Below are 25,611 nucleotides of genomic sequence, written 5' to 3'. Positions count from 1 at the left end.
AAGGCGGGGAGTGGGGAATCGGGATTGGAGATTGGCAAAAGCGGCTTGGCTGGGGTGGCTTCTTTTCCGCTCAGGCCAAACGAAAAAGCCGCGTGATCGCGCGGTTTTTCGTGGACTCAAGCGCCAGGGGCCAGCTTTTACGAATCCCCAATCCCGACTCCCAAATCCCAGCTCTACAAGGCGTACCCGAACTGCTGCTTGAACTGGTCGTTGAATTCGTCGAAGTCGAAGCGCTGGTTCTGGGTGCCTGGGTGCTCGACCTTCAGGGCGCCCATCAGGTTGCCCATGCGGCCGATGGTCAGCCAGTCGCAGCCGCGCTGGATGCCGAAGATCAGGCCGGCGCGGAAGGCGTCGCCGCAGCCGGTGGGGTCGACCACGCGGCGCTCGTGCGCCGGCGGGATGTCGTAGGTCTTCTCGGGGGTGTGCACCAGCGCGCCCTTCGGGCCCTGGGTGGTGATGTAGGCCTGCACGCGCGAGACGATGTCCTTCTCGTCCCAGCCGGTGCGCTCCTGCAGCAGGTTGGACTCGTAGTCGTTGACCACCACGTAGTCGGCCTGCTCGATGAACTGGCGCAGTTCCGGGCCGTTGAACAGCGGCATCGCCTGGCCCGGGTCGAAGATGAACGGCACGCCGCCGGCGCTGAACTCCTCGGCGTTCTGGATCATGCCCTCACGCCCGTCCGGGCCGACCAGGCCCAGGGTCACGCCCGGCACGTCCTTCACGTGGTTCTCGTAGCTGCGCATCATCGCGCCCGGATGGAACGCGGTGATCTGGTTGTTGTCGTGGTCGGTGGTGATGAACGCCTGCGGGGTGAACAGTTCCTCGATCACCTTGACCCGCGACAGGTCGATGCCCAGCGCCTGGAAATGCTCGCGGTACGGGCCGAAGTCCTGGCCCACCGTGCCCATCGGGATCGGGTGGCCGCCCAGCAGGTGCAGGTTGTAGGCGATGTTGCCGGCGCAGCCGCCGAACTCGCGGCGCATCCGTGGCACCAGGAACGACACGTTCAGGATGTGCACCTTGTCCGGCAGGATGTGGTTCTTGAACTGGTCCGGGAACACCATGATGGTGTCGTAAGCGAGAGAACCACAGATCAGTGCAGACATCGGGCAGGCCTTGGCGGAGGAATGAGCCCGCATTCAGGCGGGCGAGGGGCGGGGTCGCCGCGGCGCAAAGGGTAACGGCTGCGGCCCGGCAGGGCCAGAACCACGATCCATCGCGGTCCCGCCGATACCACGCAACGCGTGGTTTTAGCGAGAATTTTCCTTGCCCGCACCCAGGCGGGTTGCTAGGCTAGCGGACTTCGTTTTCTGCCCATTTTTTCGCCATTCTGGCGACGGCGCGCGCCCCAGGACCCAATCCCCCGATGTTCAAGAAACTCCGCGGCATGTTCTCCAACGACCTGTCCATCGATCTGGGCACGGCCAACACCCTCATCTACGTGCGTGGCCAGGGCATCGTGCTGAACGAACCGTCGGTGGTGGCAGTGCGCCAGGACCGGGCGATCGGCGGCACCCGCTCGGTGGCCGCGGTCGGCGCCGAGGCCAAGCAGATGCTCGGCCGTACGCCGGGCCACATCACCACCATCCGCCCGATGAAGGACGGCGTCATCGCCGACTTCACCTACACCGAGGCGATGCTGAAGCACTTCATCAAGAAGGTGCACAAGTCGCGCTTCCTGCGTCCCAGCCCGCGCGTGCTGGTGTGCGTGCCGGCCGGTTCCACCCAGGTCGAGCGCCGCGCGATCAAGGAATCGGCCGAGGAGGCCGGCGCCCGCGACGTGTACCTGATCGAGGAACCGATGGCCGCGGCGATCGGCGCCGGCATGCCGGTCACCGAGGCGCGCGGCTCGATGGTCATCGACATCGGCGGCGGCACCACCGAGGTCGCGGTCATTTCGCTGAACGGCATCGTCTATTCGCAGTCGGTGCGCATCGGCGGCGACCGCTTCGACGAGTCGATCACCAACTACGTGCGCCGCAACCACGGCATGCTGATCGGCGAGGCCACCGCCGAGCGGATCAAGCTGGAAATCGGCTGCGCCTACCCGCAGGCGGTGGTGCAGGAGATGGAGATCTCCGGCCGCAACCTCGCCGAGGGCGTGCCGAAGATGATCAAGATCAACTCCAACGAAGTGCTGGAAGCGCTGCACGAGCCGCTGTCGGGCATCGTCTCGGCGGTCAAGCTCGCCCTGGAGCAGACTCCGCCGGAACTGTGCGCCGACGTCGCCGAGCGCGGCATCGTGCTGACCGGCGGCGGCGCGCTGCTGCGCGACCTGGACCGGCTGATCTCCGAGGAAACCGGCCTGCACGTGCAGGTCGCCGACGATCCGCTGACCTGCGTGGCCCGCGGCGGCGGCCGTGCGCTGGAGCTGGTGGACATGCACGGCAACGAGTTCTTCGCGCCGGAGTGAATGTGAGGCCGGGAATGGGCAGTGGGGAATGGGGAATAGAATGGCCCCTCCGACGCTGCCCTGCCGACGCCGTCTCCACTAGCCTGCCTGCGCCCCGGCCCGATCGCGCCGGGAGCGCGCCATTGCGTTCCGATTCTCCACTCCCGATTCCCCATTCCCGGCTCTAACCGTGCCTCCTTACGCCGGTCCTCCCGTCACCGCCCGCCCCGGCGAATCCGCCAGCACGCCGCGCCTGCTGGTCTACCTGGCGCTGGCGCTGGTGCTGATCGTGCTCGACGCGCAGGCCGACTGGCTGGCCCGCCTGCGCAGCCAGGCCACGGTGCTGGTGCAGCCGATCTGGGCGCTGGCCGGCCTGCCCGGGCGGCTGGGCACCCAGGTGCAGGAGAACGCGGCCAGCCACGCGCAACTGGTCAAGGAAAACCGCGCGCTGCGCAACGAGCTGCTGATCGCCAAGGCGCGCCTGACCCGGCTGCAGACCGCGGCGCTGGACAACGCGCAGCTGCGCGAACTGCTGGGCGTGGCAGAACGCCGCGGCCTGGACGTGCAACTGGCGCCGATCCTGGACATCGACCTGGACCCGACCCGGCAGCGGCTGGTGCTCGACGCCGGCAGCCGCGACGGCGTGCACGTCGGCCAGGCGGTGATCGACGCCGGCGGCCTGATGGGCCAGGTGATCGCGGTGACCCCGCTGCACTCCACCGTGCTGCTGCTGACCGACCCCGACCACGCGGTGCCGGTGACGGTGGCGCGCAACGGCGTGCGCCTGATCGTCTACGGCCGCGGCGGCAGCCTGGAACTGCGCGACATCCCCCTCAGCGCCGGCGTCGAAGTGGGCGACGAGATCGTCACCTCCGGCCTGGGCGGCCGCTTCCCGGCCGGCTTCCCGGTCGGCACCATCTCCGCCCTGCGCCCGGACGACACCCATGCCTTCCTGGTCGGCGAACTGAAGCCGGCAGCGAAGCTGGACCGGGGGCGGGATGTGTTGTTGCTGCGGCCTTCGGCCGCGGCAACGGGAGTGGGGATTGGGGATTCGGGATTGGTGAAAAGCCGGGTCAACAGCGCTGACACCGCCTCGGTGGCGGCCCAGCAGCCGGCCGCCTCCGCAGGCCCTGGCGCCCAGGCCAATGCCCCGGCGGCGGCGCTAGGAAAAGGCAAGCCCGAGTCGGCCAATCGCGCCACTTCCGCAAGTGGCACGCCCGCATCACCAGAGGCGGCCTCCGCCAAGCCCAAACGACCAGCCGCTTCGCCAATCCCCAATCCCCAATCCCCAATCCCGGCTCCAAAGGAGCCCACCCAATGAGCCGCCTGCGCAGCAAAGGCTGGGTGCTTCCGGTCAGCGTGATCGTGGCGCTGTTGCTGGGGCTGATGCCGTTGCCGCTGGTGGTGCAGCCGCTGCGGCCGTACTGGTTGGCGCTGGTGGTGGCGTACTGGGTGATCGAGACCCCGGACAAGGTCGGGCTGGGCTTCGCCTTCGCGGTCGGGGTGCTGGCCGATCTGCTGTACGGCGGGGTGCTGGGCGAGCAGGCGCTGCGCCTGGTGATCCTGAGCTTCATCCTGCAGCGCTTCCGCGCGCGCATCCGCTTCTTCCCGATGTCGCAGCAGGCGCTGGCGATCGGCGGTTTGTTGGTCAACGACCGCATCGTCGCCGCGGCGGTGCACCTGGCCGTCGGCGAGCCGACGCTGCCGTGGAACTACTGGTGGGCGCCGCTGCTGGGCATGGCGCTGTGGCCGCCGCTGTTCGTGCTGCTGGACGCGCTGCGGCTGGGCCGGCGGAGCAAGTAGCATGGCCCTGCATCCGCGCCGCGCGCAGAAGAATCCGCACGCCGAGGCCGAGCAGTTCCGGCGCCGCGCGGCGCTGGGCTTCCTCGGCGTGCTGGTGGCATTGCTGGGCCTGGGCGGCTGGTACTTCAAGCTGCAGGTGCTGGACCACGATGTCTACGCCACCCGCTCCGACGCCAACCGCATCAAGCCGCGGCCGGTGGTGCCCGGGCGCGGCATGATCTACGACCGTAACGGCCGGCTGCTGGCCGAGAACGTGCCCGCGTTCCGGCTCGACGTGACCCCGGACAAGGTCGCCGACATGGACGCGCTGCTGGCCGAGCTGGGCAAGGTCATCGCGCTGTCGCCGGAAGACATCGAGCGTTTCCAGGCCGCGCGCAAGGCCAGCCGCAGCTTCCGTCCGATCACCCTGAAGCTGCGTGTCAGCGAGGAGGAGCGGGCGCGCTTCGCGGTGGACCGCTGGCGCTTCCCGGGCGTGGAGCTGGAGCCCTACCTGACCCGGCACTACCCCTACGGCGACCTGTTCGCGCACATCATCGGCTACGTCGGCCGCATCGACGAGAAGGACCTGGAGGCGCTGGGCGAGGGCAACGCCGCGCTGACCCACATCGGCAAGTCCGGGCTGGAGCGCTATTACGAAGAGGAACTGCGCGGCAAGGTCGGCTACGAGCAGGTCGAGACCAACGTGCAGGGCCGCGCGATCCGCACCGTCGGCCGGGTGCCGGCGCAATCCGGCGCCGACCTGCGCCTGTCCATCGACGCCGATCTGCAGCGCGCCATGGTCGCCGCCTTCGGGGACTACCAGGGCTCGGCGATCGCCATCGATCCGCGCACCGGCGAGATCCTGGCCATGGTCAGCCTGCCATCCTACGACCCCAACCTGTTCGTCAACGGCATCTCCCACGCCGATTTCCAGGCGCTCAACAGCGACCCGTCGCGGCCGCAGTTCAACCGCCTGGTGCTGGGCGGCGTGGCGCCCGGCTCCACCATCAAGCCGTTCATGGGCCTGGCCGGCCTGGACAGTGGCACCCGCCGCCCGGAGGACAAGATCCTCTCCACCGGCATGTTCTACCTGCCCGGGGTCAGCCGCGGCTGGGGCGACTCGCACCGCGGCGGCCACGGCTGGACCGACCTGCGCAAGTCGATCGCGCAGTCGGTGAACACCTACTACTACAAGCTGGCCATCGACATGGGCATCACCAAGGTCGACCAGTACATGACCCGCTACGGCTTCGGCGTGCCCACCGGCATCGACCTGGTCGGCGAGACCGGCGGCATCGTGCCGTCGCCGGCCTACAAGGCCAAGAGCCGCAAGGAAGCCTGGTACCCCGGCGACACGGTCAACATCGCCATCGGCCAGGGCGACTGGAAGGTGACGCCGCTGCAACTGGTGCGCGGGGTTGCCGGCATCGCCGACGGGCAATTGCGCACGCCGCACCTGGTGATGGCCACGCGCCAGGCCTTCGACCAGCCGTGGGCGCCGGTGCAGCCGGAGCCGAGCAAGCCGATCAGCGACAACCCCAGCAACCTGCAGGCGGTGCGCGAGGGCATGATGGACACCATGCGCCCGGGCGGCAGCGGCTATGCCATCACCGTCGGTGCGCCGTACCAGATGGCCGGCAAGACCGGCACCGCGCAGGTGGTCAGCCGCAAGGGGCTGGCCGCGGTCGATCCGCGCAGCCTGCCGATGCACCTGCGTCACCGCTCGCTGTTCGAGGGCTTCGCGCCCGCCGAGCGGCCGACCATCGCCCTGGCGATCGCGGTGGAAGGCGGCGGCTACGGCGCCAGTACCGCCGCGCCGATCGCGCGCAAGATCTTCGATGCCTGGCTGCTCGGCCGGCTGCCGCCCGGCGTCGAGCCGCTGGACAGCCTGCGCGGCGCCACCGCCTTCGGCAGCCACCTGTACTACGCCGAGGATCCGGGCTCGCGCGCCGCCGCCGATGCGGTCGCCCTGGCCGCCGGCGAACGCCCGGTGCTGATCGGCGAGGCCGAGGTGGATGCGGCGGTGGTGCCGCTGCAGTCCGCGGCGCCGGCGATCCCCGACGAGATTCCGGACGAGCGATGAAGGATTTCCTGCGCTGGCTGGTCGACATCGGCGGCCGCTTCACCCGCACCCTGGACTGGCCGCTGTGCCTGGCGCTGGGCGCGCTGATGGCGATGGGGCTGGCGGTGCTCAAGAGCGCCGGCGGCATGCACCTCGTCATGGCGCAGGGCGCGCGCTTCGCCATCGGTGCGGCGGCGATGTGGAGCCTGTCGCGGGTGTCGGCGCTGCGCCTGCGCGCCTGGACCCCGCTGATCTACGCGCTGTCGATGCTGCCGCTGCTGGCGGTATTCGTGCTGGGCACCGGCAAGTACGGGCGGCAGTGGCTGGACCTGAAGGTGTTCTACCTGCAGCCGGCCGAACTGCTGAAGATCAGCATGCCGATGATGGTGGCCTGGTACCTGCACCGCATGCCGCTGCCGCCGCGCATCCCCACGGTGCTGGTCAGCGCGGTGATCATCGGCATTCCCACCGCCTTGATCATGCTGCAGCCGGACTTCGGCACCGGCGTGCTGATCGCCGCCAGCGGCGGCTTCGTGCTGCTGCTGGCCGGCCTGCCGTGGTGGTGGGTGGGCATCGCCGTCGGCGGCGTCGCCGCGGCCGCGCCGGTGGCGTGGCTGTGGCTGCTGCGGCCCTACCAGAAGGACCGCATCATGATGTTCCTCAACCCGGAGAACGACGCGCTCGGCGCCGGCTGGAACATCATCCAGTCCAAGATCGCGATCGGCTCCGGCGGCCTGCACGGCAAGGGCTGGGGCCTGGGCTCGCAGTCGCACCTGAACTTCATTCCCGAGCAGACCACCGACTTCGCCTTCTCAGTGCTCAGCGAGGAGTTCGGCTGGATCGGCGTGGCCACCGTGCTGACCCTGTACCTGATCGTGATCGGGCGTTGCCTGTGGATCGCCTCGCAGGCGCGCGACACCTTCTCGCGGCTGTTGGCCGGCGCCACCGGCCTGGCGTTCTTCGTCTACGTGCTGGTCAACGGCGGCATGATCTCCGGGCTGCTGCCGGTGGTCGGCGTGCCGATGCCGCTGATGAGCTACGGCGGCACCTCGGCGGTGTCGCTGCTGGCCGGACTGGGCCTGGTGATGGCGGTGAAGGCGCACCGTCCGGTGCACGGTTACTGAGCGAGCCGCACGGCCGCTGCCGCGCGCTGGCTTAACCGCTCCCTTGCAGGCAGATGACTGCAGGATGGCAGCGCGTGTCACGCGTGCCACAATTCGCGTCGATGCCACGTGACGCGCGCCGCTCCCCCCGGCCCACACGCGCGCAGGAACGTTCCGGGTAGGCAGGTGCGACCCCGCGCATCCATCCCAGCCCACCGTCGTCGAGGAGCCACGCGCAGCACGTCCGCCGACCCGGGCCCAGGCCTGCGCGTCCGCGTGCGTTCGCCGCAACGCCGTTTCCTCGCGTCCCGTGGTTGTCCCGATGTCCGGCACTGCCGGGCTGGATGCGTCTTGATGAAATTCCTGCGTGTATTGCTGTTGACGAGCGTGGTGTTGGGCCTGAGCGGCTACGCACTGCTGCGCTATTACTTTCCGCCGGGTGCGCTGCATGCCCGCGGCTACGGTCGTGCGACCCTGGTGCATCCGCAGGGCACGCCGCAGGGCCTGGTGATCCTGCTCGCCAGCGGCAGCCCGGCGCAGCGGCAGGCCGCCGCGCAGCGCATCGCCGCCAGCGGCGCGCTGGTCGCGGTGGTCGACGGCCAGCGTTATCTCAAGCACCTGCGTCGTGGCGGCCACGGCTGCGACAAGGCTTGGCACGACGCCGAGCAGTTGAGCCGGCGGCTGCAGCGGCAGTTGCATGGCGACAGCTACTACCTGCCGGTGCTGGCCGGCACCGGTACCGCCGCGACCCTCGCCGAGCGCATCGTCGGGGCGGCGCCGACCGCGACCCTGGGCGGCGCCATCGGCGTGGCGCCGGCACCCACCGAGGTCTGCGCCGGCACCGCCGCCGCTACTCCGGCGCAGGGCTTCGTCGACACCGTGGCGGCGCCGGCCGATGGCGGCGTGGATGCCGCGCTGGCGGCGCGCGTCGCCGTGCACCTGCACGCGCGCGGCCGCGGCGGTGCGCTGGACGACCTGCCGCTGACCGAACTGCCGTCGAACATCCCGGGCGCGCCGCTGGCCATCGTGCTGTCCGGCGACGGCGGCTGGCGCGACATCGACAAGGGCATGGCCGAGGCCCTGCAGCGCCGCGGCATCGCCGTGGTCGGCTGGGACAGTCTGCGCTACTTCTGGCGGGCCAAGCCGCCGGCGCGGGCCAGCGCCGACCTGAGCCGGGTCATCGCCTATTACCAGCAGCGCTGGCGTCCGCAGAAGATCCTGCTGGTCGGCTATTCCTTCGGCGCCACCACGCTGCCGTTCATGGTCAACCGGCTGCCGCCGGCGCAGCGCGAGCAGGTCGGCCTGGTGGCCCTGCTGGGCCTGGAGCACAAGGCCGATTTCCAGATCCGCGTGCGCGGCTGGTTCAATCTCGGCGACGCCGACGATGCCTTGCCGGTACAGCCGGAAGTGGCGCGCATCGCCCCGGCGCAGTTGCTGTGCGTGTACGGCGACAAGGAAACCGATACGCTCTGCCCGCAATTGCGTGCGCGCGGCGCGGAGGTGGTGGTGTTGCACGGCGGTCACCATTTCGACCAACACCCGGCGGGCCTGGCGACGATCGTCGACGACCGCTGGCAGCAACTGTCCGCCGACGCGCGCCTGCCCGTGGCCGAATTGCGCGCGCCGCGTCCTGCCGCGGCCACGGCATCGCCCGCCGCCGCGCTGCCGCCGTCGCACGCCGCGCTGCGGCAATGAGCCTGCGCATGCGCGTTGCGCTGGTCTGCGGCGGCCTGCTCGCGGCCGTGGCGTTCGCCAGCGCCGCTGCGACCGGCGATGCCCGCCGTGTCGTCGAACCGCAGCTGCCGCCGGTGTGTACGACCCTGGATGCGACCCTGCAGGCGCAGCAACGCCGCTTCGCCGACGCGCAGGAGCGCCGCCCGCCGGACACCGCACGCATCCAGGCCGCGCTCGACCGCTGCGCCGACGGCGCGCACGGCGCGGTGCTGCTGCGCGCCGGCAGCGGTACCGCCTTCCTCAGCGGGCCGTTGACGATCCGCAACAACACCACGCTGGTCATCGACAGCGGCGTGACCCTGTTCGCCTCGCGCCAGCCGGCCGACTACCAGGTCTCTGGCCGCAGCGCCTGCGGCCAGGCCGCGGATCGCAGTGGCAGCTGCCGCGCGCTGATCACCCTGCACGGGCGCGCCCTGGGGGTGATGGGCGTGCGCGACGCCGCCGGCCACCAGGGCAGCATCGACGGCCGCGGCGACCTGCCGATGCTCGGCGGCAGCGACAGCTGGTGGCAGTTCGCGCGCAGCGCCAAGGCCGCCGGCCTGACCCAGAACGCGCCCGACCTGATCCGTGCGCAGGACGTCGCCGATCTGCAGCTCTACCACCTCAACCTGATCGATGCGCCGTACTTCCACTTCTTCGTGCACGGCGGCGACGGCGTCACCGTGTGGGGCGTGCGGGTCAGGGCACCGGCCAACAGCCCCAACACCGATGGCCTGGATCTGGACAGCGTGCGCAATGCGACCCTGGCCGACAACGACGTGATGGCCGGCGACGACGGCATCGCGATCAAGACCAGCGCCGCGCGTTCGGCCGACATCACCGTGCGCGATTCGCGTTTCTACGGCACCCACGGCATCTCCATCGGCAGCGAGGTGATGTACGGCGTCGACAACGTGCTGGTGGACGGCAACCGCCTGGTCGGCCACGACGCCGACGGCATCGTCGCCACCGACAACAACGGCTTGCGCATCAAGACCGGCCCGACCAAGGGCGGCCCGGTGCGCGATGTGCTCTACCGCAACACCTGCCTGTTCGGCGTGGCCAGGCCGCTGGTGATCACGCCGCGCTACGGCCACGACCACGGCGGCAGCGGCAGCGGCAATGTGCCGACCTTCGTCGGAATCGTGGTCGACGGACTGCGCGCGCAGGACACGCCTGCCGGCAAGGGCAGCACCGTGCAGGGCGACAGCGCCGCGACGCCGCTCGACCTGGTGCTCGCGCACGTGGAGGCCGACGTCGTTGCCCTGCATGCCGGCAACGCGCGCATCGGCGTGGACCAGTCCGACTTGCGCTTGAGCGAGGACAGCAGCGCGGCCTCGACCTATGCGACCACGCTCGCCGGGTCGGTCCCCGCCTGCGCCAGCGCGCCAGTGTTTCCGGCCCTGTAGCTGCTGCGCGGCAAACCCGTCGCCCTCCATCCCTCGGCAGTCCAGGCTGTTTTGTGCGAGGCGCTGCCAGGGATGCGCGGGGCAGGGCGGTGCGTGCCGATGGTGCGCGTGGGCCGCTGCGCCGGGTGCTGCCCGGCGTTCCGAGAGCGGCATCAGATCCAAGGCCTTGCGTTGCCGCGGAGGCACGTCCGGCGCCCTTTCACGCTCCAGCGGCGGCAAGCGCCGCGTGAAGTGCGGGAGCACGCTGGAAGAGAATGCTGCAGGCGCACTTGACCTGCGGCAAAGTTCTTTTGTTTCATGGCGTTATTGGTAGAAATTCATCTTGAATCTGTTAGTCTGCCGGCATGATCCGACGCTCGCTGATTTGCCTGCTCACGCTTGGCCTGGTCGCATGCGCGACCCAGCCCAAGGCGCCGCCGTCGCCGCCGCAGGCCAGCGCGCCGCCGCCGGCCCCACGCCCGGCACCGCCGGTCGAAGCCGCACCCGAGGCGGTGCAGGCGCCGCCGGTGGACCTGACCCCGGTGCCGTTCGAGGTCGCCCGCGCCAACTTCGTTCGCGACACCGCGGCCAAGTACGGCATCGCTCCGGCGCAGATCGAGGCGACCCTGGCGCAGGCGCAGTTCAAGGATGCGATCGTCGCGGCGATGTCGCGCCCGGCCGAGCGGGTCAAGCCGTGGAGCGAATACCGGCCGATGTTCATCAGCCAGGCGCGCATCGACGGCGGTCGCGCGTTCCTGGCCACGCACCGCGACGAATTGCAGCGGGTGCAGGCGCGCACCGGCGTGCCGGCCGAGACCATCGTGGCGATCATTGGCGTGGAGACCAGCTACGGCAAGAACGCCGGCTCCTACCGCGTGCTGGATGCGCTGTACACGCTGGCGTTCCGCTACCCGCGCAGCGGCGACCCGGCCAAGCTCGAGCGCGAGGTGCGCCGCGAGCTGTTCTTCCGCGACGAACTCGGCCAGCTGTTCGCGCTGGCCCGCGAGGAGAACCTGGACATCACCAGCCTGATCGGCAGCTATGCCGGCGCCATGGGCTTGGGCCAGTTCATGCCGTCCAGCTACCGCCAGTTCGCGGTCGACGGCGATGGCGACGGCAAGCGCAACCTGTTCACCGACTACGACGACGCGTTCTCGTCGATCGCCAACTACTTCGTCAAGAAGGGCGGCTGGGTGCGCGACGGCGTGGTCGCGGTGCCGGCGACGCTGCGTCCGGGGGCGGAGGAATTCAATCCGACCGACTGGACGCCGACCTACACCCTGGCCGACCTGGCCGCGCGCGGCTACACGCCGACCGCGCCGGTGCCGGCGACGGCGGGCACCGCCACGCCGATCAGCCTCGACGGCAGCGCCGGCAAGCAGTACTGGCTGGGCTTCCAGAACTACTACGCGATCACCCGCTACAACAATTCCAAGATGTACGCGATGGCCGTCTATCAACTGTCCCAGGCCATCGCCGGCAAGGAGTTACCCCCGGCATGAACCCGAACGCGCTGCTCCGGATCGCTCCCGTCGTCGCTGTGCTGGCGCTGGCCGCCTGCAGCAGCGCCCCGAAGAAGACCGCCGGCGGCGCCGGACCCGGCATCCGGGTCGAGGGCAAGGGCCCGGCGCATGTCGCCACCGGCTGCCCGTCGACCTCGCCCTACGCGCCGGCCAAGGAAGACCCGTCCAAGCGCGGCAACTACACCGCCGGCGGCCTCTACGCGCCCGGCGTGCGCGACAGCACCCCGGACTACGTGCCCAACGTCGCCTGCATTCCCGAGCCGCTGGTCACCGACGAGCCGCGCTCGGCCATCGGCAACCGCTCCCCGTACATGGTGTTGGGCCGCGAGTACGTGGTCATCGACGATCCGCACAGCTACGTCGAGCGCGGTACCGCCTCGTACTACGGCAGCAAGTTCCATGGCCGGCTGACCTCCAACCGCGAGGTCTACGACATGTACGCGTTCACCGCCGCGCACAAGACCCTGCCGCTGCCCAGCTTCGCCCTGGTCACCAACTTGGACAACGGCGAATCGGTGGTGGTGCGGATCAACGATCGCGGCCCGTTCCACGACGACCGGCTGATCGACCTGAGCTACGCGGCGGCGGTCAAGCTCGGCATCACCGGCAAGGGCACCGGCCGCGTGGAAGTGCGCGGCCTGACCCCGGCCGACAACGGCGACCTGCTGGCACGGCGCACTCCCGGCCGGCGCCCGGCGACGCTGCTGGCCAGCGCGTCCACTGCGGCCGCCACGCGCGATCCCGCGGCGGTGCGGCGCGCGGCGGACATGGACAACCTAGTCAAGACCCTGCCGGCGACGTCGGCCGGAACGGCCGGCGGCAGCGTGGCCGCGGCCGCGCCGGCGCGTGCCGTGCCGGTGGCTGCGGTGGTCGCGCCTACCGCCGCCGCGGCGACCGCCACGGCCGCGGCGCTGCCGGAAGGCGAGCGTTGGCGCTATCGCGTCCAGGACGCGCCGGGTCGGGTCGGCGATGCCGATCGCTTCGACGCGTGGATGAAGTCGCGTGGCGTGCGCGTGGCCACCGGCAAGCCGACCATGCCGGCGCCCAGCGTCGCCGCGGCGAGCACCCCGGCGCGCGGATCCCGCGGCACTGCAGCCGCCACGCCCACGGCCGCACCTGCCGCGCCTGCGCCGAGTGTCGCCGTGGCCACGCCGACGCCGGCGACTCCCGCCAGAGCGGTCGCCAGCGCCGAGCCGCGGGCCGACGCCGACAGCGCGCGCGGGCCGCTCGGCATCCTGCTGCAGGTGGCCAGCTTCGCCAGCCGCGAGAACGCCAACCGCGCGCTGTCGCAGCTGGCCTCGGCCGGCATCGTCGGCGCCAGCATCAGCGACATCGTCTCCGGGGGGCGCACCCTGTGGCGGCTGCGGGTGGCGGCCGAGGACCATGGCCGCGCCGCGGAACTGGCCACGCGCATCGCCGGCCTGGGCTTCGGCCGGCCGCAGATCGTCAAGGATTGAGGTAGCTCGCCCACCGCGGCGGGCTTTCGGCGCGCCGATGGCTTAACGCCGGTTTGCGCGCGTATCCCGGCCGCGCCTGCCCGGGCGCCGGCTCGGCCTACAATGTCGCGTTTTCCATCGGCCTTCGGGCCCGCCAGGAGTCGTTTTAGATGAAATTCCGCTTCGCCGTCGCTGCCGTGGCCACGTTTGCCGTCGGCCTGGTTTCCGCGCAGACGCCCGGTCCGGTTCCCGCGCCGCCGGCCGCCGCTGCCGCCGCTCCGGCCACCGTGGCGATCCCGCCCGCGCCGAAGCCGGCCGTCTCCAAGTCTTGGGTGCTGATGGATTACGCCACCGGCCAGGTGCTGGCCGGCGAGAACGAACACGAACGCGTGGCCCCGGCCAGCATCACCAAGGTGATGACCTCGTACGTGATCGCGGCCGAACTGAAGCTGGGTAAGATCACCCGCGACGACCAGGTCATGCTCAGCGAGCGCGCCTGGCGTGAGGGCGGCGCCGGCACCGACGGCAGCTACAGCGGCTTCCCGGTCAACAAGACCGCGCGCCTGGAAGACATGGAGAAGGGCATGGCGATCCAGTCCGGCAACGACGCGGCGATCGCGCTGGCCGAACATACCGCCGGCAGCGAGGAAGCCTTCGCGTCGCTGATGAACGAGTACGCGAAGAAGATCGGCATGACCGGCTCGCACTTCGTCAACGCCCACGGCCTGTCGGCCGACGGCCACTACACCACGGCCTACGACCTGGCGCTGCTGGGCCGGGCGATGGTGCGCGACTATCCGGAAACCTACGCGTACAACAAGATCAAGGAATTCCGCGTCGGCGACATCACCCAGCCGAACCGCAACCTGCTGCTGTGGCGCGACCCCAGCGTGGACGGCATCAAGACCGGCCACACCTCCGAAGCCGGCTACTGCCTGCTCAGCTCGGCCAAGCGCGGCGACCAGCGCCTGATCGCGGTGGTGATGGGCGACAGTTCCGAGAAGCAGCGCGCCGAGGACAGCCTGGCGCTGCTGAACTGGGGCTTCCGCTTCTTCGAGACCCACAGCCTGTACGAACCGGGCAAGCAGGTCGCGCAGCAGCGCGTGTGGAAGGGTACCGAGAAGCAGGTGCTGCTGGGCGTGGCGCAGCCGCTGCTGGTCAGCGTGCCGCGCGGCCGCTACAACGAACTGAAGCCGGCGATCGAAGTGCCCAAGACCCTGGAGGCCCCGATCAAGCAGGGCCAGCAGATCGGCACGGTCAAGGTGAGCCTGGACGGCAAGGTGGTGGCGCAGGCCCCGCTGGTGGCGCTGAAGGCGGTCGACGAGGCTGGCTTCTTCAAGCGCCTGTGGGACAGCTTCTGGATGTGGTGGGAATCGGAATGAGTGTTTGAAAAAAGCCGGCTGATGCCGGCTTTTTTCTTGGGGATTCGGCAGTGGGGATTCGGGATTGGTGGCGACAGCGCGTGCTGCCCTCGCTTCTTGTAGGAGCGGCTTCAGCCGCGACGCCTTACCGATAAAGCGTCGCGGCTGAAGCCGCTCCTACGGCACCGCGCGCTCGCGAAGACCTTCGAATCCCGAATCCCGACTCCCAAATCCCGGCGGCTAAAGCCGCCTGCTCACCGTAAAACTCCCGAACACCGGCGTCTGCCGCTGCAGGTCGAACTCGCGGGTGCGCCAGTAGCGGGCGAGGGCGAACTTCCATTTGCCGCGCATCACCGCCAGGCCGATGCCGGCGTCGCCGACGAAGGGGCGCTTCTTCACGCTGTGGCTGTCGCGGAAGGTGTTGCCGTCCAGGGTGATGTCGCGCAAGACCCAGCGTCCATCGGTGGTCACGAACAGGTGGGCCGACCAGCCGCTGCCGACGCTGTCGGCCGGCGGGGCGACGTTCTCGCCGGCGGGGCGCAGCGGCGAACTGCCGAAATCGTCGGGCAGCTTCCAGCCCAGGCGCAGTTCCATGCCGGCATTGGCGTGGGTATCCAGGGTGCCCAGCGCGCCGCCCCAGTGGCTGATCGCGTCCCACCCCCAGCCGTCGCGGCTGCCGTCGCCGGACCAGCGGCGCAGGCGTTCGTGCAGCACGCGGAACACCGGCTCGTCGTGCAACTGGTTGTCCCAGCCCTGGAACTTGGCGTCGCCCAACAGGTCGTGCACCGCATCCTGCACCTGCTTGCCCTGCGCCGACGGGCCGACCAGGCCCAGGGTGAGTTGCGTGGTGCGCAGGCGGTCGTCGTTGCGCGCGTTGTAGCCGATGTTCATCAGCAACAGGCCGGCGTAGGGACGGTCGTCCTCGATCAGGTCGCGGCGGGTCTTGTCGGTGGGAGTGAACAACGCCTGGCCGATCGCGAAGGTCATGTTGCGCTGGGTGAAGTCGCTGTTCGGCTGCAGCCAGGTCAGGGCGCGGTTCGCCGCCCGCGCCAGCCGCGGCAGGCAGGGGTCGTCGGTGTAGTCGCGCAGGTTCGGCGAGACGATGATCAGGCCGAACCCATTGGTATAGCCCTGGTCCTGGCCGGCGCCACCGAACAGGTCGTTGTCGACGCGGACGTTGATGGTCGGCGCGGTCGCTTCCAGGGTGTCGTGTGGACATTGCGTGGTGGCGGCGACCGGGGCCGAGGCGAAGGCCAGGGCGATGGCCAGCGGAACAAGCGGGCGGGGCGACGGCATGGGCGGCGTCTCTGGTCGGAAAAAGGCGTGAGCGGCGATGTCCGCCTGCAGGCAGTCGATGCCGGCGACATCCCGGACCATGAACGCAGCCCGTGCAGTGAAGGATAGGCAAAAGTGCCGTAGCGGACAAATTCGTCCGTTTGGGTTTGTCTGTCCCATTCGCCCTCTTGTCGCGTGAAGGCGATGGTGCGCAATGACCCGCGCAGGTAGGCGCAGCCGAGGCAGCGTGGCCGCTCCCCACCCGTGCCTGGCATGCGGCTGGCAGGCCCGGGCCGCTGCCGTCCACTCCGGCCCGGCCTTGGGTTTGCCCGGTGCCGGCCCGATAATGCGGGCATGGACATCACTTCCGATAACCCCGATCACGGTTTCCAGTTCCCCGGCGTGTTCGAACTCAGCGCCATGGGCACCGCCAACACCGGCCTGGAGGCCGAACTGCCGCGCCTGCTGGTCGCCGCCGGCGTGGAGGTGATGGAGGAGCGCATCAGTTGGAAGCATTCGTCCAACGGCAAGTATGTGTCGGTGCGCATCGCCTTCCGTGCGGTGGACCGCGCCCAGTACGACGCCGCGCACCAGGCGCTGCGCGAGCACCCGGAAGTGAAGTGGACGCTGTAGCCGGGGACGCGCCACTGGCGCCGGCCCTCACGCTGCCGCCGTGCCGGGTGCGCCAGCTCGGCCGTCAGCCCTACGAGCCGGTGTGGCGGGCGATGCAGCGCTTCACCGATGCGCGCGACGAGGCGACGCCCGACGAACTGTGGGTGGTGGAACACGAGCCGGTGTTCACCCTCGGCCAGGCCGGCAAGCCGGAACACGTGCTGGCGCCCGGCGACATCCCGGTGCTGCAGGTCGATCGCGGCGGCCAGGTCACCTACCACGGCCCCGGCCAGTTGGTGGTGTACCCGCTGCTGGACCTGCGCCGGCTGCACATCGGCGTGCGCGACTACGTGTGCCGGATCGAGCAGGCGATCATCGACACCCTCGACGAATGGAACATCCTCGGTGAGCGCCGCGACGGCGCGCCGGGCGTCTATGTCGGCGGCGCCAAGGTCGCCGCGCTCGGCATCCGTGTGCGCCGCGGCTGCACCTTCCATGGCCTGTCGTTCAACGTGGCGATGGACCTGGAGCCGTTCCACCGGATCAATCCCTGCGGCTACCAGGGCCTGCAGGTGACCGCGGTGCTAGACTTGGGCGGTCCCTCCGGCATGCAGGCGGTCACTCCGGTCCTGCTGGCCCAACTGGCGCGCCAGTTCGGGCTGACCCTGCAGCCGCTCGACGCCTTGCCCGATCTCTCGCTCACGCACGCGGCCTGACCGCCTGCCCGCCGACCACGCCATGACCCAGCCCAGCGCACGCTCCATTCCCTTGCAGGTCCTTTCCGGCGACAGCGCGCCCGCGCCGCTGCAGACCGGCGTCAAGCAGTTGGGCGGCGACAAGATCGCGCGCTCGCCGGTGCAGTTCGCCGACGCGCCGGTGCTGCGCAAACCCTCGTGGATCCGCGTGCGCATTCCCTCCGGCAATGCGGTGCAGACCCTCAAGGCCAAGCTGCGCGAGAACCGCCTGGTCACCGTCTGCGAAGAGGCCAGCTGCCCGAACATCCACGAGTGCTTCGGCCACGGCACCGCCACCTTCATGATCCTCGGCGAGGTCTGCACCCGCCGCTGCTCGTTCTGCGATGTCGCGCACGGCCGGCCCAAGCCGCCGGATGCGGGCGAGCCGGCCAGCCTGGCGCAGACCGTGGCCGACATGGGCCTGAAGTACGTGGTGGTGACCAGCGTCGACCGCGACGACCTGCGCGACGGCGGCGCCCAGCACTTCGCCGACTGCATCGGCGCCATCCGCGTCGCCGCGCCGAACACCCGCATCGAGATCCTGACCCCGGACTTCCGCGGCAAGGGCCGCATGGACCGCGCGCTCGAGATCCTGGCGACCAATCCGCCGGATGTGTTCAACCACAACATCGAGACCGTGCCGGACCTGTACCCGAACGTGCGCCCCGGCGCCGACTACCAGTGGTCGCTGACCCTGCTGAAGAAGTTCAAGGCGCAGCATCCGGCGATCGCCACCAAGTCCGGCATCATGCTCGGCCTGGGCGAGACCCTGGAGCAGGTGCAGGCGACCCTGCGCGACCTGCGCGCGCACGACGTGGACATGGTCACCATCGGCCAGTACCTGCAGCCGACTGCCCATCACCACCCGGTGATGCGCTACTGGACGCCGGACGAGTACAAGGCGCTGGAGGAGTACGGCAACGCGCTGGGCTTCAGCCACGTCGCCTCCGGGCCGATGGTGCGTTCGTCCTATCACGCCGATCGCCAGGCGGCCGGCGCCGGCGTCGCCGCCTGAATCGCGTTCTCCTGAGCCGCGTCGTCGATCGCGCCTGTGCGCGGCGGCGACGCGCGTTCGTCGCCGCAGGACGACCGTCCGCGCGGCTTGCACCGGCAGCGTTCACACTTCTGCGCAGGCACGCCGCTAGTCTGCTTCATGAACAGGTGACACGGCCTGCAACTTGCGTCACTGTCGTGTTGTCTCACGCGATGTGCTGCCCCCCTGACGGCCTGGTGCCGAGAGTCCCCAGATGAAATTCAAAGCTTCCGCCTTCCTGCTGGCGTTTGCGCTGACCGCACCGCTGGCGCTGTTCGCCCGTACCGATGCGCCCGCCCTGCCGGCCGCTGCCACCGCCGACCAGGCCACCACCGCCAAGCTGGTGTACGGCCTGCTCTCCGACAGCCGCTACGCCTACCGGCCGCGCGCCCTCGACGAGGCGACCTCCAAGGAGGTCTTCAAGAAGTATCTGGAGACCCTGGACGGCAGCAAGCAGTTCTTCACCCAGGCCGACATCGACAAGTTCGCCGCCTTCCAGAACAACCTCGGCGCCAACATTTCCTCGGGCCAGTTGGAACCGGCGTTCCAGATCTTCGCCGTGTACCGGCAACGTGTGGACGAGCGCATCGCCTACGCGCGCAAGCTGCTCAAGCAGGACTTCAACTTCGACGGCGACGAGAAGTTCGAGTACGACCGCAAGAACGCGCCGTGGGCCAAGGACGACCAGGAACTGGATGCGCTGTGGCGCAAGTCGGTGATGAACGACTGGCTGCGGCTCAAGCTCGCCGGCAAGAAGCCGGAGGACATCCGCAAGACGCTCGATAAGCGCTACGCCAACCTCGACGACTCGGTGAAGGAACTGAAGAGCGAGGACGTGTTCCAGTTCTTCATGAACGCCTACACCAACACGGTCGACCCGCACACCGACTACTTCACCCCGCGCACCGCCGAGAACTTCAACCAGCAGATGTCGCTGTCGCTGGAAGGCATCGGCGCGCAGCTGCAGAAGCAGGACGACCTGGTGGTGATCCGCGAGGTGATTCCGGGCGGTCCCGCCGCGCTGGACGGCACGCTCAAGCCGGGCGACCGCATCGTCGGCGTCGGCCAGGGCAAGAGCGGTCCGGTCGAGGACGTGATCGGCTGGCGCATCGATGATGTGGTCGCCAAGATCCGCGGCGACAAGGACACCCAGGTGCGCCTGGAGTACATCCCCGCCGAAGCCGGCGTGGACGGCAAGCATCGCCAGGTGCTGCTGACCCGGCAGAAGGTGCGCCTGGCCGAGCAGGCCGCCAAGGGCGAGACCATCGAGCTGCCGGCGAAGGACGGTGAACCGGCGCGGCGCATCGGCGTGATCAAGCTGCCGGCGTTCTACCAGGACTTCGAAGGCCGCCGCCGCAACGCCAAGGACTATGCCTCGGCGACACGCGACGTGGCCAAGCTGCTGGCCGGGTTCAAGACCGACAAGGTCGACGGCGTGGTGCTGGACCTGCGCAACAACGGCGGCGGTTCGCTGGACGAAGCGATCGAGTTGACCGGCCTGTTCATCGAGCAGGGCCCGGTGGTGCAGGTGCGCGAATCCGGCGGCCGCGTCACCGTCAACAGCGACCAGAACCCGGCCGTGGCCTGGGACGGCCCGCTGGCGGTGCTGATCAACCGTGGCTCGGCCTCGGCGTCGGAGATCTTCGCCGGTGCCATCCAGGATTACGGCCGCGGCCTGATCATCGGCGAGACCAGCTTCGGCAAGGGCACGGTGCAGAACATCGTCGACCTGGACCGCTGGCCGGCCAACGAGACCGACCGCTTCGGCCAGGTCAAGCTGACCATCGCCCAGTTCTTCCGCGTCAGCGGCAGCAGCACCCAGCACAAGGGCGTGGTGCCGGACATCGCCTTCCCGGCCAGCGTCGATGCCACCGAGTTCGGCGAGAGCACCTACGACAACGCGCTGCCGTGGAGCCGCATCGCCGCGGTGCCGCACACCCAGTACGGCAATTTCGCGCCGCTGCTGCCCAAGCTGGAGGCGCTGCACACCACGCGCATCGCCAACGACAAGGAATTCCAGTGGTGGGAAGAGGACGTGCGCCAGTTCCGCGACGAAGCGGCGAAGAAGTACGTGGTGCTCAACGAGGCCGAGCGCCGCGCCGAGCGTGAGAAGCAGGACGCGCAGCGCAAGCAGCGCCAGGAGATCCGCAAGCAGCTCGGCCTGCCGCTGGATCCGCTGGCCGACGACAGCAGCGACGACGGCCTGACCGGCAACGAGCGCGACATCATCAAGGATGCCGCGCGCGAGAAGCTGGTCGACAAACGCCCGGATCCGCTGCTGCGCGAGTCGGCCTCGATCCTGAGCGATGCGGTCAACCTGCTGGAGAAGGATCGCCCGCTGTCGGTGCAGGTGCTGCCGCAATCCACCGGCCCGGGGCGCTGGGCCGACTGAGCCCGCACGCCGCCTTCGTCCGAACACGAACGCGCCATCGCCCAGCGGTGGCGCGTTTTTTGTTGCAGGTCGGGTTTTGCAGGTAGCCGATATGCGTCATCGTCATGCGCTGGTCGATCGGTCCGCTGCGTCGATGCGTGCGGAGGAACTGGCGGGCTGCGTGGGCCGGCAGTCCATCTCCTGGATCGGTACGCACCGCGGACGCGGCGTTGGGTCCGCCGCGTCCTTGCCGTGTGGCGTCGTAGGAGCGGCTTCAGCCGCGACCCAGCATTCCCGAGAAGGCCCCATCGCGGCTGAAGCCGCTCCTACCGCTGCGCGATACAGCGGCGCAACCACGTCTTCAGCCCAGCGCCTGCCACACCTGGTGCACGCCCAATCCCAGCAAGGTCAGGAAGAACACGTGGCGGAACGTCTTAGCGGAGATGCGCTGGCGCAGCCGTGCGCCCAGCCACATGCCGATGGCGGTGGGCAGCAGCGCCAGCAGCGATGGACCCAGTGCGTGCGAGGGGAAGGCGCCGTGCGCGACCAGGGCCGCGGCCAGCGCCAGTGTCGCCGCGGCGAAGCAACTGCCGAGGGCGCGCATCAGCGTGTCCCGCGGCAGCTCCAGCGCCACCAGGTAGGGCAGCACCGGCAACACGAACACGCCGGTGGCGCCGGTCAGCAATCCGGTCGCCAGGCCCACGGGTGGCCCTGCCCAGCGCGCCTGCGATGGCGACAGACGCCCCTGCCACTTGCTCAGGCCGAGCGCGGCGTACAGCGCCAGCAATGCGCCCAGGCCGGCGCGCGCCAGCCGCGGGTCGGCGTCGGCGAGGACGCCGGCGCTGCACCAGGTGCCGGCGACGATGCAGGCCAGCAGCGGCCACAGCCGCCGCAGCAGCGCGCCCGTGCCTGCGCCCCAGGCCTGTTGCAGGTTGGTGAGCAGCGACGGCAATGCCAGCAGCGCCGCCGCCTCGGTCGGCGTCAGCCACAGCCCAAGCAGGCCCATCGCCACCGTCGGCAGGCCCATGCCGGCCACGCCTTTGACGCCGCCGGCCAGCAGGAAGACCAGGGCGATCGGCAGCAGGTGCGGGGCGAGCGTGTCCATGACGTCGAGCATCAGCGTGCCGCGGCGGCCGGACAATGCGCAAATGCTTCAGGCAGACTTCGGCAACGACGAAGGCGGGAGCGCCGATGCACCTGGATTTCACCGATCTGCTGCTGTTCCTGGCGGTGGCCGAAGCCGGCAGCATCACCGCCGGCGCCGACCGCGCCGCATTGTCGCTGGCCGCCGCCAGTGCACGCATCCGCGCGCTGGAGACGCAGCTCGGCGTCGCGTTGTTCGAGCGCGGCCCGCGCGGCGTCGGCCTCACCGCGGCCGGCACCGCGCTGCTGCGGCACGCGCGGCAGTTGCTGCGCCAGGCCGAGGCGATGCGCAGCGAACTGGGCGAATACGCCGGCGGCCATCAGGCGAGTGTGCGCCTGCTGGCCAATACTGCGGCGCTGTCGGAGTGGTTGCCGGAGGTGCTGGCCGAGTTCCTGGTGGCGCATCCGCGCATCGATCTGGCGCTGCGCGAGCAGGGCAGCATCGCCGCGGCCGACGCGCTGCGCGAGCAACGCGCCGACCTGGCGGTGATCGCCGATCACGCCGATCTGCAGGGCTTGCAGGCCCACCCATTCCAGCAGGATCGGCTGGTGCTGGTGGCCGCGGCCACGCACCCGCTGGCACAGGCGTCGCAGCTGCGGTTCGCTGAGGTATGGCAGGCGCAGTTGCTCGGCCTGGCCGAGGACAGCGCGTTACAGCAGCATCTGCGGACCCAGGCCGCGCGTGCCGGTGGCCAGTTGCGTCTGCGCGCACAGGTGCACGGCATCGAACCGCTGTGCCGGATGCTGGCACGCGGCGCCGGCGTGGCGATCCTGCCGCAGGCGGCGCTGGAGCGGGTCAGCGTGCGCGCGCAACTGGTCGCGGTGCCGTTGCAGGAGCCGTGGGCGTTGCGCCAGTTGTCGATCGTGTGGCGAGCGACACCGGCGCCATCGTCGCCGGTGCAGCAGGTTCTCGATTGGTTGTGCGCGCATGCCGTGCCGGCGGCCTGAGTATCCGTCGGCTGGCGCACGACGGACGCCTCTGACGATGCGCTTGCGCAATGGTGCAGCGAGGCATCGTTAACTGGCAGGCGCGGGCCTTGCTACGCTGTTCGGGATCGCTTGCGACGGCTGTTCCTCGGTGACGCGTGTCGCGGCTGAAGTCGCTCCTGCGGACGTACGGCCCTCTGTCAGCGCAGTTGCTTCCTGTGGGAGGGACTTCAGTCCCGACTGCTACCGGAGCCGGATGCTTCCCGGTGCGAGATTGCGACTGAAGAACTGAGCGGATCACGCGCTTCTGCTTTGGCTCTGCCGGAGGTGTTGCCTGTCTTGCAGCGCTCGATGTGGCCTTGGCCAGCCAGCCACGCGAAGGCCTTTCACGTCATGCGCGTCGCGGCTGAAGCCGCTCCTACGACGAGCGGCACTTCGTTAGTTAACCGTCTGCCTTACCAGGCATGGCGTCGCCTGGTAGGAGCGGCTTCAGCCGCGACGGGCTTTACCGCTGGCGCCTCGTCGCGGCTGATACCGAACAGATAGGAACCGCTCCCGTTCGCGGGCCTGCGGTCCATGCCGCATGCCCACGCGCCTCACTGCGGCCAGGCGAACGTGGCGATCACCGGGAAGTGGTCCGACGGCCAGTGGCCCTGCGGCCGCGCGTCGAGCGTGGCGTAGTCGGTTGCTTTGAGCCCGCGCGAGAGGATCCAGTCGATGCGCCGGTCCGGGTGGCCGGTGAAATCGTGGAAGGTCGCTTCCGGGCCCCGCGGCTGCGCCACCTGCGTGCGTGCATCGGCCAGGCTGGCGGTGAGGGTGCGGTAGGTCGGCGAGTCCGGCACGGTGTTGAAGTCGCCGGTCAGCACCACCGGCACGTCTGCCGGCAGCGCCTTCAGCCGCGACACAATCAGCGCCGCGCCCTTGGCGCGCGCCGCTTCGTCCTCGTCGCGATAGGGCAGATGGGTGTCGAACAGGTAGAAGCGCCGGCCATCGCCGATGCGCTCGAACAGGCCCCAGTTGACCATGCGCGGCAGCGGATGGCCCCAGCTGATGCTGCCCATCACCTCCGGCGTGTCCGACAGCCAGAAGTGTCCCGAGTCCACCAGCTTCAGCCTGCGGCTGTCGTAGAACACGCCCATGCGTTCGCCGTCGTCCTTGCCATCGCGGCTGGGACCGAACCAGCGATACTCCGGCAATTGCGCGGCCAGGTAGTCGGCCTGGCGCTCGACCAGTTCCTGGGTGCCGAACACATCCGGATGCTGCGCGCGGATCAGCGCGGCCATCGCGCTGCGGCGCACGTCCCAGCGCTTGTCGCCGTCGGTGTCGACCGGCACGCGCACATTGAAGCTCATCACCTTGAGCGGGGCCGGCGCGGCGGGCGTGCGCGCCTGCGCCGGCGCGATGCACGCGCCCAGCACCAGCAGCAGAGGAAGCGCGAGCTTGCGCGCGGACGACAGCGACAGCGACATGGCAGATCTCGACAGGAGCGGAGCACGCGATGGTGGCACGGCGGTGGTGTCGGTGACCACCGCGTGGCGCGCCTGCCGAGCGGCGATCAGTTGAACGCCGACAGCGCCTGGGTGAGTTTGCCGTTGTTGTCGACCGCGCCCATCGTGTAGCCCTGCCAGCCCGGATAGGCGTCGGGTTCCCAATAGAACACGCCCAGCCCACGGCTGCCGAGCGCGCGGGTCTTGCTGAGCAGATCGGCCAGCATCGCGCGGGTGGTGGCGGCCTGCTGCCAGTCCATGCCGACCTCGCTGACGATCACGTCCGACCCGTAGCGCGCCACCATGTCCTGCATGTTGCTGGCGATCTGCGTGTTGGCGCTCTGCCAGGCATTGGGGGACGGGTAGTGCGACATGCCGACCACGTCCCACTTGCCGCCGGCCGACTTGAGGCTGTCGAAGAACCAGCGGAAGGTCGCGCTGTCGTAGCCATTGGCCAGGTGCACGATCACCTTGGCGTTGGGATAGACCGACTTGCTGGCGTTGTAGCCGCTGTTGATCAGCTGCGCGAGGTTGCCGAAGTTGGGCGTCTTGCCGTCCGGCCACAGCATGCCGCTGTTGATCTCGTTGCCCACCTGCACCCAGCTCACGTCGATGCCGTTGGACTTGAGGTAGGACAGGATGCCATTCGTGTGCGAATACACGTCCTTCACCAGGGTGGCGAAGTCGTGGTTACTCCAGGCCGCCGGCTTGGTCTGCTTGCCGGGATCGGCCCAACTGTCGCTGTAGTGGAAGTCGATCATGATGCGCATGCCCTGCGCCTTCGCGCGCTTGGCCATGTTCAGCGTGTCGGCGCCGTCGTTCCAGCCACCCTGCGGATTGACCCATACGCGCAGCCGGATCGCGTTGACGCCGGTGCCCTTGAGCAGCGAGAAGAAATCGGTGGTGGCGCCGGAGGCGTTGCGGAACACGCGCCCGCTGCTCTCCTGCTGGTCGATCCAACTGACATCGGCACCTTTGGCGAAGGTCTGCGCCATGGCCGGCGCACACAGGCAGGCGAGCAACAACACCAGCAGCCAGGCGGACACGCGCTTGCTCGATCGGTTCATGCGATTCTCGCAGTGATGGGAGGAGGGAAGAAGGGGCGTCGCGCGGGCCGCGAACGACGCCCGGCGCGACGTGCCGGGCGGTCCCCGTGGCCGCGGCGCGCACGAGGCTAGCGCGATCGCTGTGGCGACGCGCGCTGCACTGCAGCGTCGCCGGCGCGGCGTCCGCGCGCGCTGTCTGGATGGCCGATGAATCTGCGCGGTG

20 protein-coding genes are annotated in these 25,611 nt (G+C 69.7%); 15 read left to right on the top strand and 5 right to left on the bottom strand.

Features of this window, described 5'->3' with window-relative positions; all coding sequences use genetic code 11:
* Nucleotides 1-173 precede the first annotated feature (173 nt).
* Nucleotides 174-1,106, bottom strand: coding sequence for a carbohydrate kinase family protein (locus tag AC1PK7_RS17140; RefSeq protein WP_010343691.1), 933 nt, complete (start codon nucleotides 1,104-1,106; stop codon nucleotides 174-176).
* Between the two features lie 260 nt (nucleotides 1,107-1,366).
* On the opposite strand from AC1PK7_RS17140, the gene AC1PK7_RS17135 reads away from it, so the two are divergent.
* The 10 genes from AC1PK7_RS17135 (at nucleotide 1,367) to AC1PK7_RS17090 (ending at nucleotide 14,781) form a co-directional block, all read left to right on the top strand.
* Nucleotides 1,367-2,413, top strand: coding sequence for a rod shape-determining protein (locus tag AC1PK7_RS17135; protein ID WP_010343692.1), 1,047 nt, complete (start codon nucleotides 1,367-1,369; stop codon nucleotides 2,411-2,413).
* Between the two features lie 169 nt (nucleotides 2,414-2,582).
* A complete protein-coding gene (mreC, locus tag AC1PK7_RS17130; RefSeq protein WP_481098916.1) occupies nucleotides 2,583-3,713 on the top strand; it encodes a rod shape-determining protein MreC in 1,131 nt (376 codons plus the stop codon).
* Nucleotides 3,710-4,195 carry a rod shape-determining protein MreD gene (gene mreD, locus AC1PK7_RS17125; protein WP_010343694.1) on the top strand — a complete coding sequence of 162 codons (486 nt, stop codon included), beginning with the start codon at nucleotides 3,710-3,712 and terminating at the stop codon, nucleotides 4,193-4,195. Before mreC ends, mreD begins: the two co-directional genes overlap by 4 nt.
* A 1-nt stretch (nucleotide 4,196) precedes the next feature.
* Nucleotides 4,197-6,257 (top strand): penicillin-binding protein 2, encoded by a 2,061-nt coding sequence (mrdA, locus tag AC1PK7_RS17120; RefSeq protein ID WP_481098915.1) that lies wholly within the window; start codon nucleotides 4,197-4,199, stop codon nucleotides 6,255-6,257.
* Nucleotides 6,254-7,360: a rod shape-determining protein RodA gene (gene rodA / locus AC1PK7_RS17115; protein ID WP_010343696.1), complete on the top strand. Its 1,107-nt coding sequence runs from the start codon at nucleotides 6,254-6,256 to the stop codon at nucleotides 7,358-7,360. The genes mrdA and rodA overlap by 4 nt, the downstream gene beginning before the upstream one ends.
* 333 nt (nucleotides 7,361-7,693) lie before the next feature.
* Nucleotides 7,694-9,034: a virulence factor family protein gene (locus AC1PK7_RS17110; RefSeq protein WP_481098914.1), complete on the top strand. Its 1,341-nt coding sequence runs from the start codon at nucleotides 7,694-7,696 to the stop codon at nucleotides 9,032-9,034.
* 8 nt (nucleotides 9,035-9,042) lie between these two features.
* Entirely contained in the window at nucleotides 9,043-10,461 is a 1,419-nt protein-coding gene (locus AC1PK7_RS17105) for a glycoside hydrolase family 28 protein (protein ID WP_481098913.1), read from the top strand.
* 344 nt (nucleotides 10,462-10,805) lie between these two features.
* The gene (gene mltB / locus AC1PK7_RS17100; RefSeq protein ID WP_481098912.1) at nucleotides 10,806-11,942 is read left to right on the top strand and encodes a lytic murein transglycosylase B; all 1,137 of its coding nucleotides are present in this window, start codon (nucleotides 10,806-10,808) and stop codon (nucleotides 11,940-11,942) included.
* Complete coding sequence (locus AC1PK7_RS17095) at nucleotides 11,939-13,420, top strand: septal ring lytic transglycosylase RlpA family protein (RefSeq protein ID WP_481098911.1); 1,482 nt, start codon at nucleotides 11,939-11,941, stop codon at nucleotides 13,418-13,420. The genes mltB and AC1PK7_RS17095 overlap by 4 nt, the downstream gene beginning before the upstream one ends.
* 149 nt (nucleotides 13,421-13,569) lie before the next feature.
* Nucleotides 13,570-14,781, top strand: a complete 1,212-nt coding sequence (locus tag AC1PK7_RS17090; protein ID WP_010343114.1) for a D-alanyl-D-alanine carboxypeptidase family protein — start codon at nucleotides 13,570-13,572, stop codon at nucleotides 14,779-14,781.
* Nucleotides 14,782-15,000: 219 nt separating this feature from the next.
* Here AC1PK7_RS17090 and AC1PK7_RS17085 read toward each other — a convergent pair whose 3' ends face one another.
* Nucleotides 15,001-16,056, bottom strand: coding sequence for a lipid A deacylase LpxR family protein (locus tag AC1PK7_RS17085; RefSeq protein WP_481098910.1), 1,056 nt, complete (start codon nucleotides 16,054-16,056; stop codon nucleotides 15,001-15,003).
* A gap of 333 nt (nucleotides 16,057-16,389) precedes the next feature.
* On the opposite strand from AC1PK7_RS17085, the gene AC1PK7_RS17080 reads away from it, so the two are divergent.
* The 4 genes from AC1PK7_RS17080 to AC1PK7_RS17065 all read left to right on the top strand — a co-directional run bounded on the left by AC1PK7_RS17080 (nucleotide 16,390) and on the right by AC1PK7_RS17065 (nucleotide 20,806).
* On the top strand, nucleotides 16,390-16,668 hold the full coding sequence (locus tag AC1PK7_RS17080; protein ID WP_160945443.1) for a YbeD family protein: 279 nt from the start codon (nucleotides 16,390-16,392) through the stop codon (nucleotides 16,666-16,668).
* A complete protein-coding gene (gene lipB, locus AC1PK7_RS17075; protein WP_481098909.1) occupies nucleotides 16,656-17,363 on the top strand; it encodes a lipoyl(octanoyl) transferase LipB in 708 nt (235 codons plus the stop codon). Before AC1PK7_RS17080 ends, lipB begins: the two co-directional genes overlap by 13 nt.
* 22 nt (nucleotides 17,364-17,385) lie before the next feature.
* Nucleotides 17,386-18,396: a lipoyl synthase gene (gene lipA, locus AC1PK7_RS17070; RefSeq protein WP_267082856.1), complete on the top strand. Its 1,011-nt coding sequence runs from the start codon at nucleotides 17,386-17,388 to the stop codon at nucleotides 18,394-18,396.
* Between the two features lie 232 nt (nucleotides 18,397-18,628).
* On the top strand, nucleotides 18,629-20,806 hold the full coding sequence (locus AC1PK7_RS17065; RefSeq protein WP_481098908.1) for a carboxy terminal-processing peptidase: 2,178 nt from the start codon (nucleotides 18,629-18,631) through the stop codon (nucleotides 20,804-20,806).
* Between the two features lie 340 nt (nucleotides 20,807-21,146).
* Here AC1PK7_RS17065 and AC1PK7_RS17060 read toward each other — a convergent pair whose 3' ends face one another.
* On the bottom strand, nucleotides 21,147-21,890 hold the full coding sequence (locus AC1PK7_RS17060) for a sulfite exporter TauE/SafE family protein (protein WP_481100919.1): 744 nt from the start codon (nucleotides 21,888-21,890) through the stop codon (nucleotides 21,147-21,149).
* Nucleotides 21,891-21,976: 86 nt separating this feature from the next.
* Between AC1PK7_RS17060 and AC1PK7_RS17055 the strand changes: the two genes are divergently transcribed.
* Entirely contained in the window at nucleotides 21,977-22,876 is a 900-nt protein-coding gene (locus AC1PK7_RS17055) for a LysR substrate-binding domain-containing protein (protein WP_481098907.1), read from the top strand.
* Between the two features lie 575 nt (nucleotides 22,877-23,451).
* Here AC1PK7_RS17055 and AC1PK7_RS17050 read toward each other — a convergent pair.
* On the bottom strand, nucleotides 23,452-24,324 hold the full coding sequence (locus AC1PK7_RS17050; RefSeq protein WP_481098906.1) for an endonuclease/exonuclease/phosphatase family protein: 873 nt from the start codon (nucleotides 24,322-24,324) through the stop codon (nucleotides 23,452-23,454).
* 86 nt (nucleotides 24,325-24,410) lie between these two features.
* A complete protein-coding gene (locus AC1PK7_RS17045) occupies nucleotides 24,411-25,409 on the bottom strand; it encodes an arabinogalactan endo-1,4-beta-galactosidase (protein ID WP_481098905.1) in 999 nt (332 codons plus the stop codon).
* Nucleotides 25,410-25,611: the final 202 nt, after the last annotated feature.

It is taken from the genome of Xanthomonas sp. NCPPB 3174, assembly GCF_056725205.1.
Note: the sequence above shows the minus strand (reverse complement) of the source record. Positions and strands in the feature narration are given on the sequence as shown.

Excerpts from the sequence above, each read along its gene's own strand:
- AC1PK7_RS17140 (WP_010343691.1), bottom strand. The coding sequence starts at position 1,106 with ATGTCTGCACTGATCTGTGGTTCTCTCGCTTACGACACCATCATGGTG.
- AC1PK7_RS17135 (WP_010343692.1), top strand. The coding sequence starts at position 1,367 with ATGTTCAAGAAACTCCGCGGCATGTTCTCCAACGACCTGTCCATCGAT.
- mreD (WP_010343694.1), top strand. The coding sequence starts at position 3,710 with ATGAGCCGCCTGCGCAGCAAAGGCTGGGTGCTTCCGGTCAGCGTGATC.
- mrdA (WP_481098915.1), top strand. The coding sequence starts at position 4,197 with ATGGCCCTGCATCCGCGCCGCGCGCAGAAGAATCCGCACGCCGAGGCC.
- rodA (WP_010343696.1), top strand. The coding sequence starts at position 6,254 with ATGAAGGATTTCCTGCGCTGGCTGGTCGACATCGGCGGCCGCTTCACC.
- AC1PK7_RS17110 (WP_481098914.1), top strand. The coding sequence starts at position 7,694 with ATGAAATTCCTGCGTGTATTGCTGTTGACGAGCGTGGTGTTGGGCCTG.
- AC1PK7_RS17105 (WP_481098913.1), top strand. The coding sequence starts at position 9,043 with ATGCGCGTTGCGCTGGTCTGCGGCGGCCTGCTCGCGGCCGTGGCGTTC.
- mltB (WP_481098912.1), top strand. The coding sequence starts at position 10,806 with ATGATCCGACGCTCGCTGATTTGCCTGCTCACGCTTGGCCTGGTCGCA.
- AC1PK7_RS17095 (WP_481098911.1), top strand. The coding sequence starts at position 11,939 with ATGAACCCGAACGCGCTGCTCCGGATCGCTCCCGTCGTCGCTGTGCTG.
- AC1PK7_RS17090 (WP_010343114.1), top strand. The coding sequence starts at position 13,570 with ATGAAATTCCGCTTCGCCGTCGCTGCCGTGGCCACGTTTGCCGTCGGC.
- AC1PK7_RS17085 (WP_481098910.1), bottom strand. The coding sequence starts at position 16,056 with ATGCCGTCGCCCCGCCCGCTTGTTCCGCTGGCCATCGCCCTGGCCTTC.
- AC1PK7_RS17080 (WP_160945443.1), top strand. The coding sequence starts at position 16,390 with ATGGACATCACTTCCGATAACCCCGATCACGGTTTCCAGTTCCCCGGC.
- lipA (WP_267082856.1), top strand. The coding sequence starts at position 17,386 with ATGACCCAGCCCAGCGCACGCTCCATTCCCTTGCAGGTCCTTTCCGGC.
- AC1PK7_RS17065 (WP_481098908.1), top strand. The coding sequence starts at position 18,629 with ATGAAATTCAAAGCTTCCGCCTTCCTGCTGGCGTTTGCGCTGACCGCA.
- AC1PK7_RS17060 (WP_481100919.1), bottom strand. The coding sequence starts at position 21,890 with ATGGACACGCTCGCCCCGCACCTGCTGCCGATCGCCCTGGTCTTCCTG.
- AC1PK7_RS17055 (WP_481098907.1), top strand. The coding sequence starts at position 21,977 with ATGCACCTGGATTTCACCGATCTGCTGCTGTTCCTGGCGGTGGCCGAA.
- AC1PK7_RS17050 (WP_481098906.1), bottom strand. The coding sequence starts at position 24,324 with ATGTCGCTGTCGCTGTCGTCCGCGCGCAAGCTCGCGCTTCCTCTGCTG.
- AC1PK7_RS17045 (WP_481098905.1), bottom strand. The coding sequence starts at position 25,409 with ATGAACCGATCGAGCAAGCGCGTGTCCGCCTGGCTGCTGGTGTTGTTG.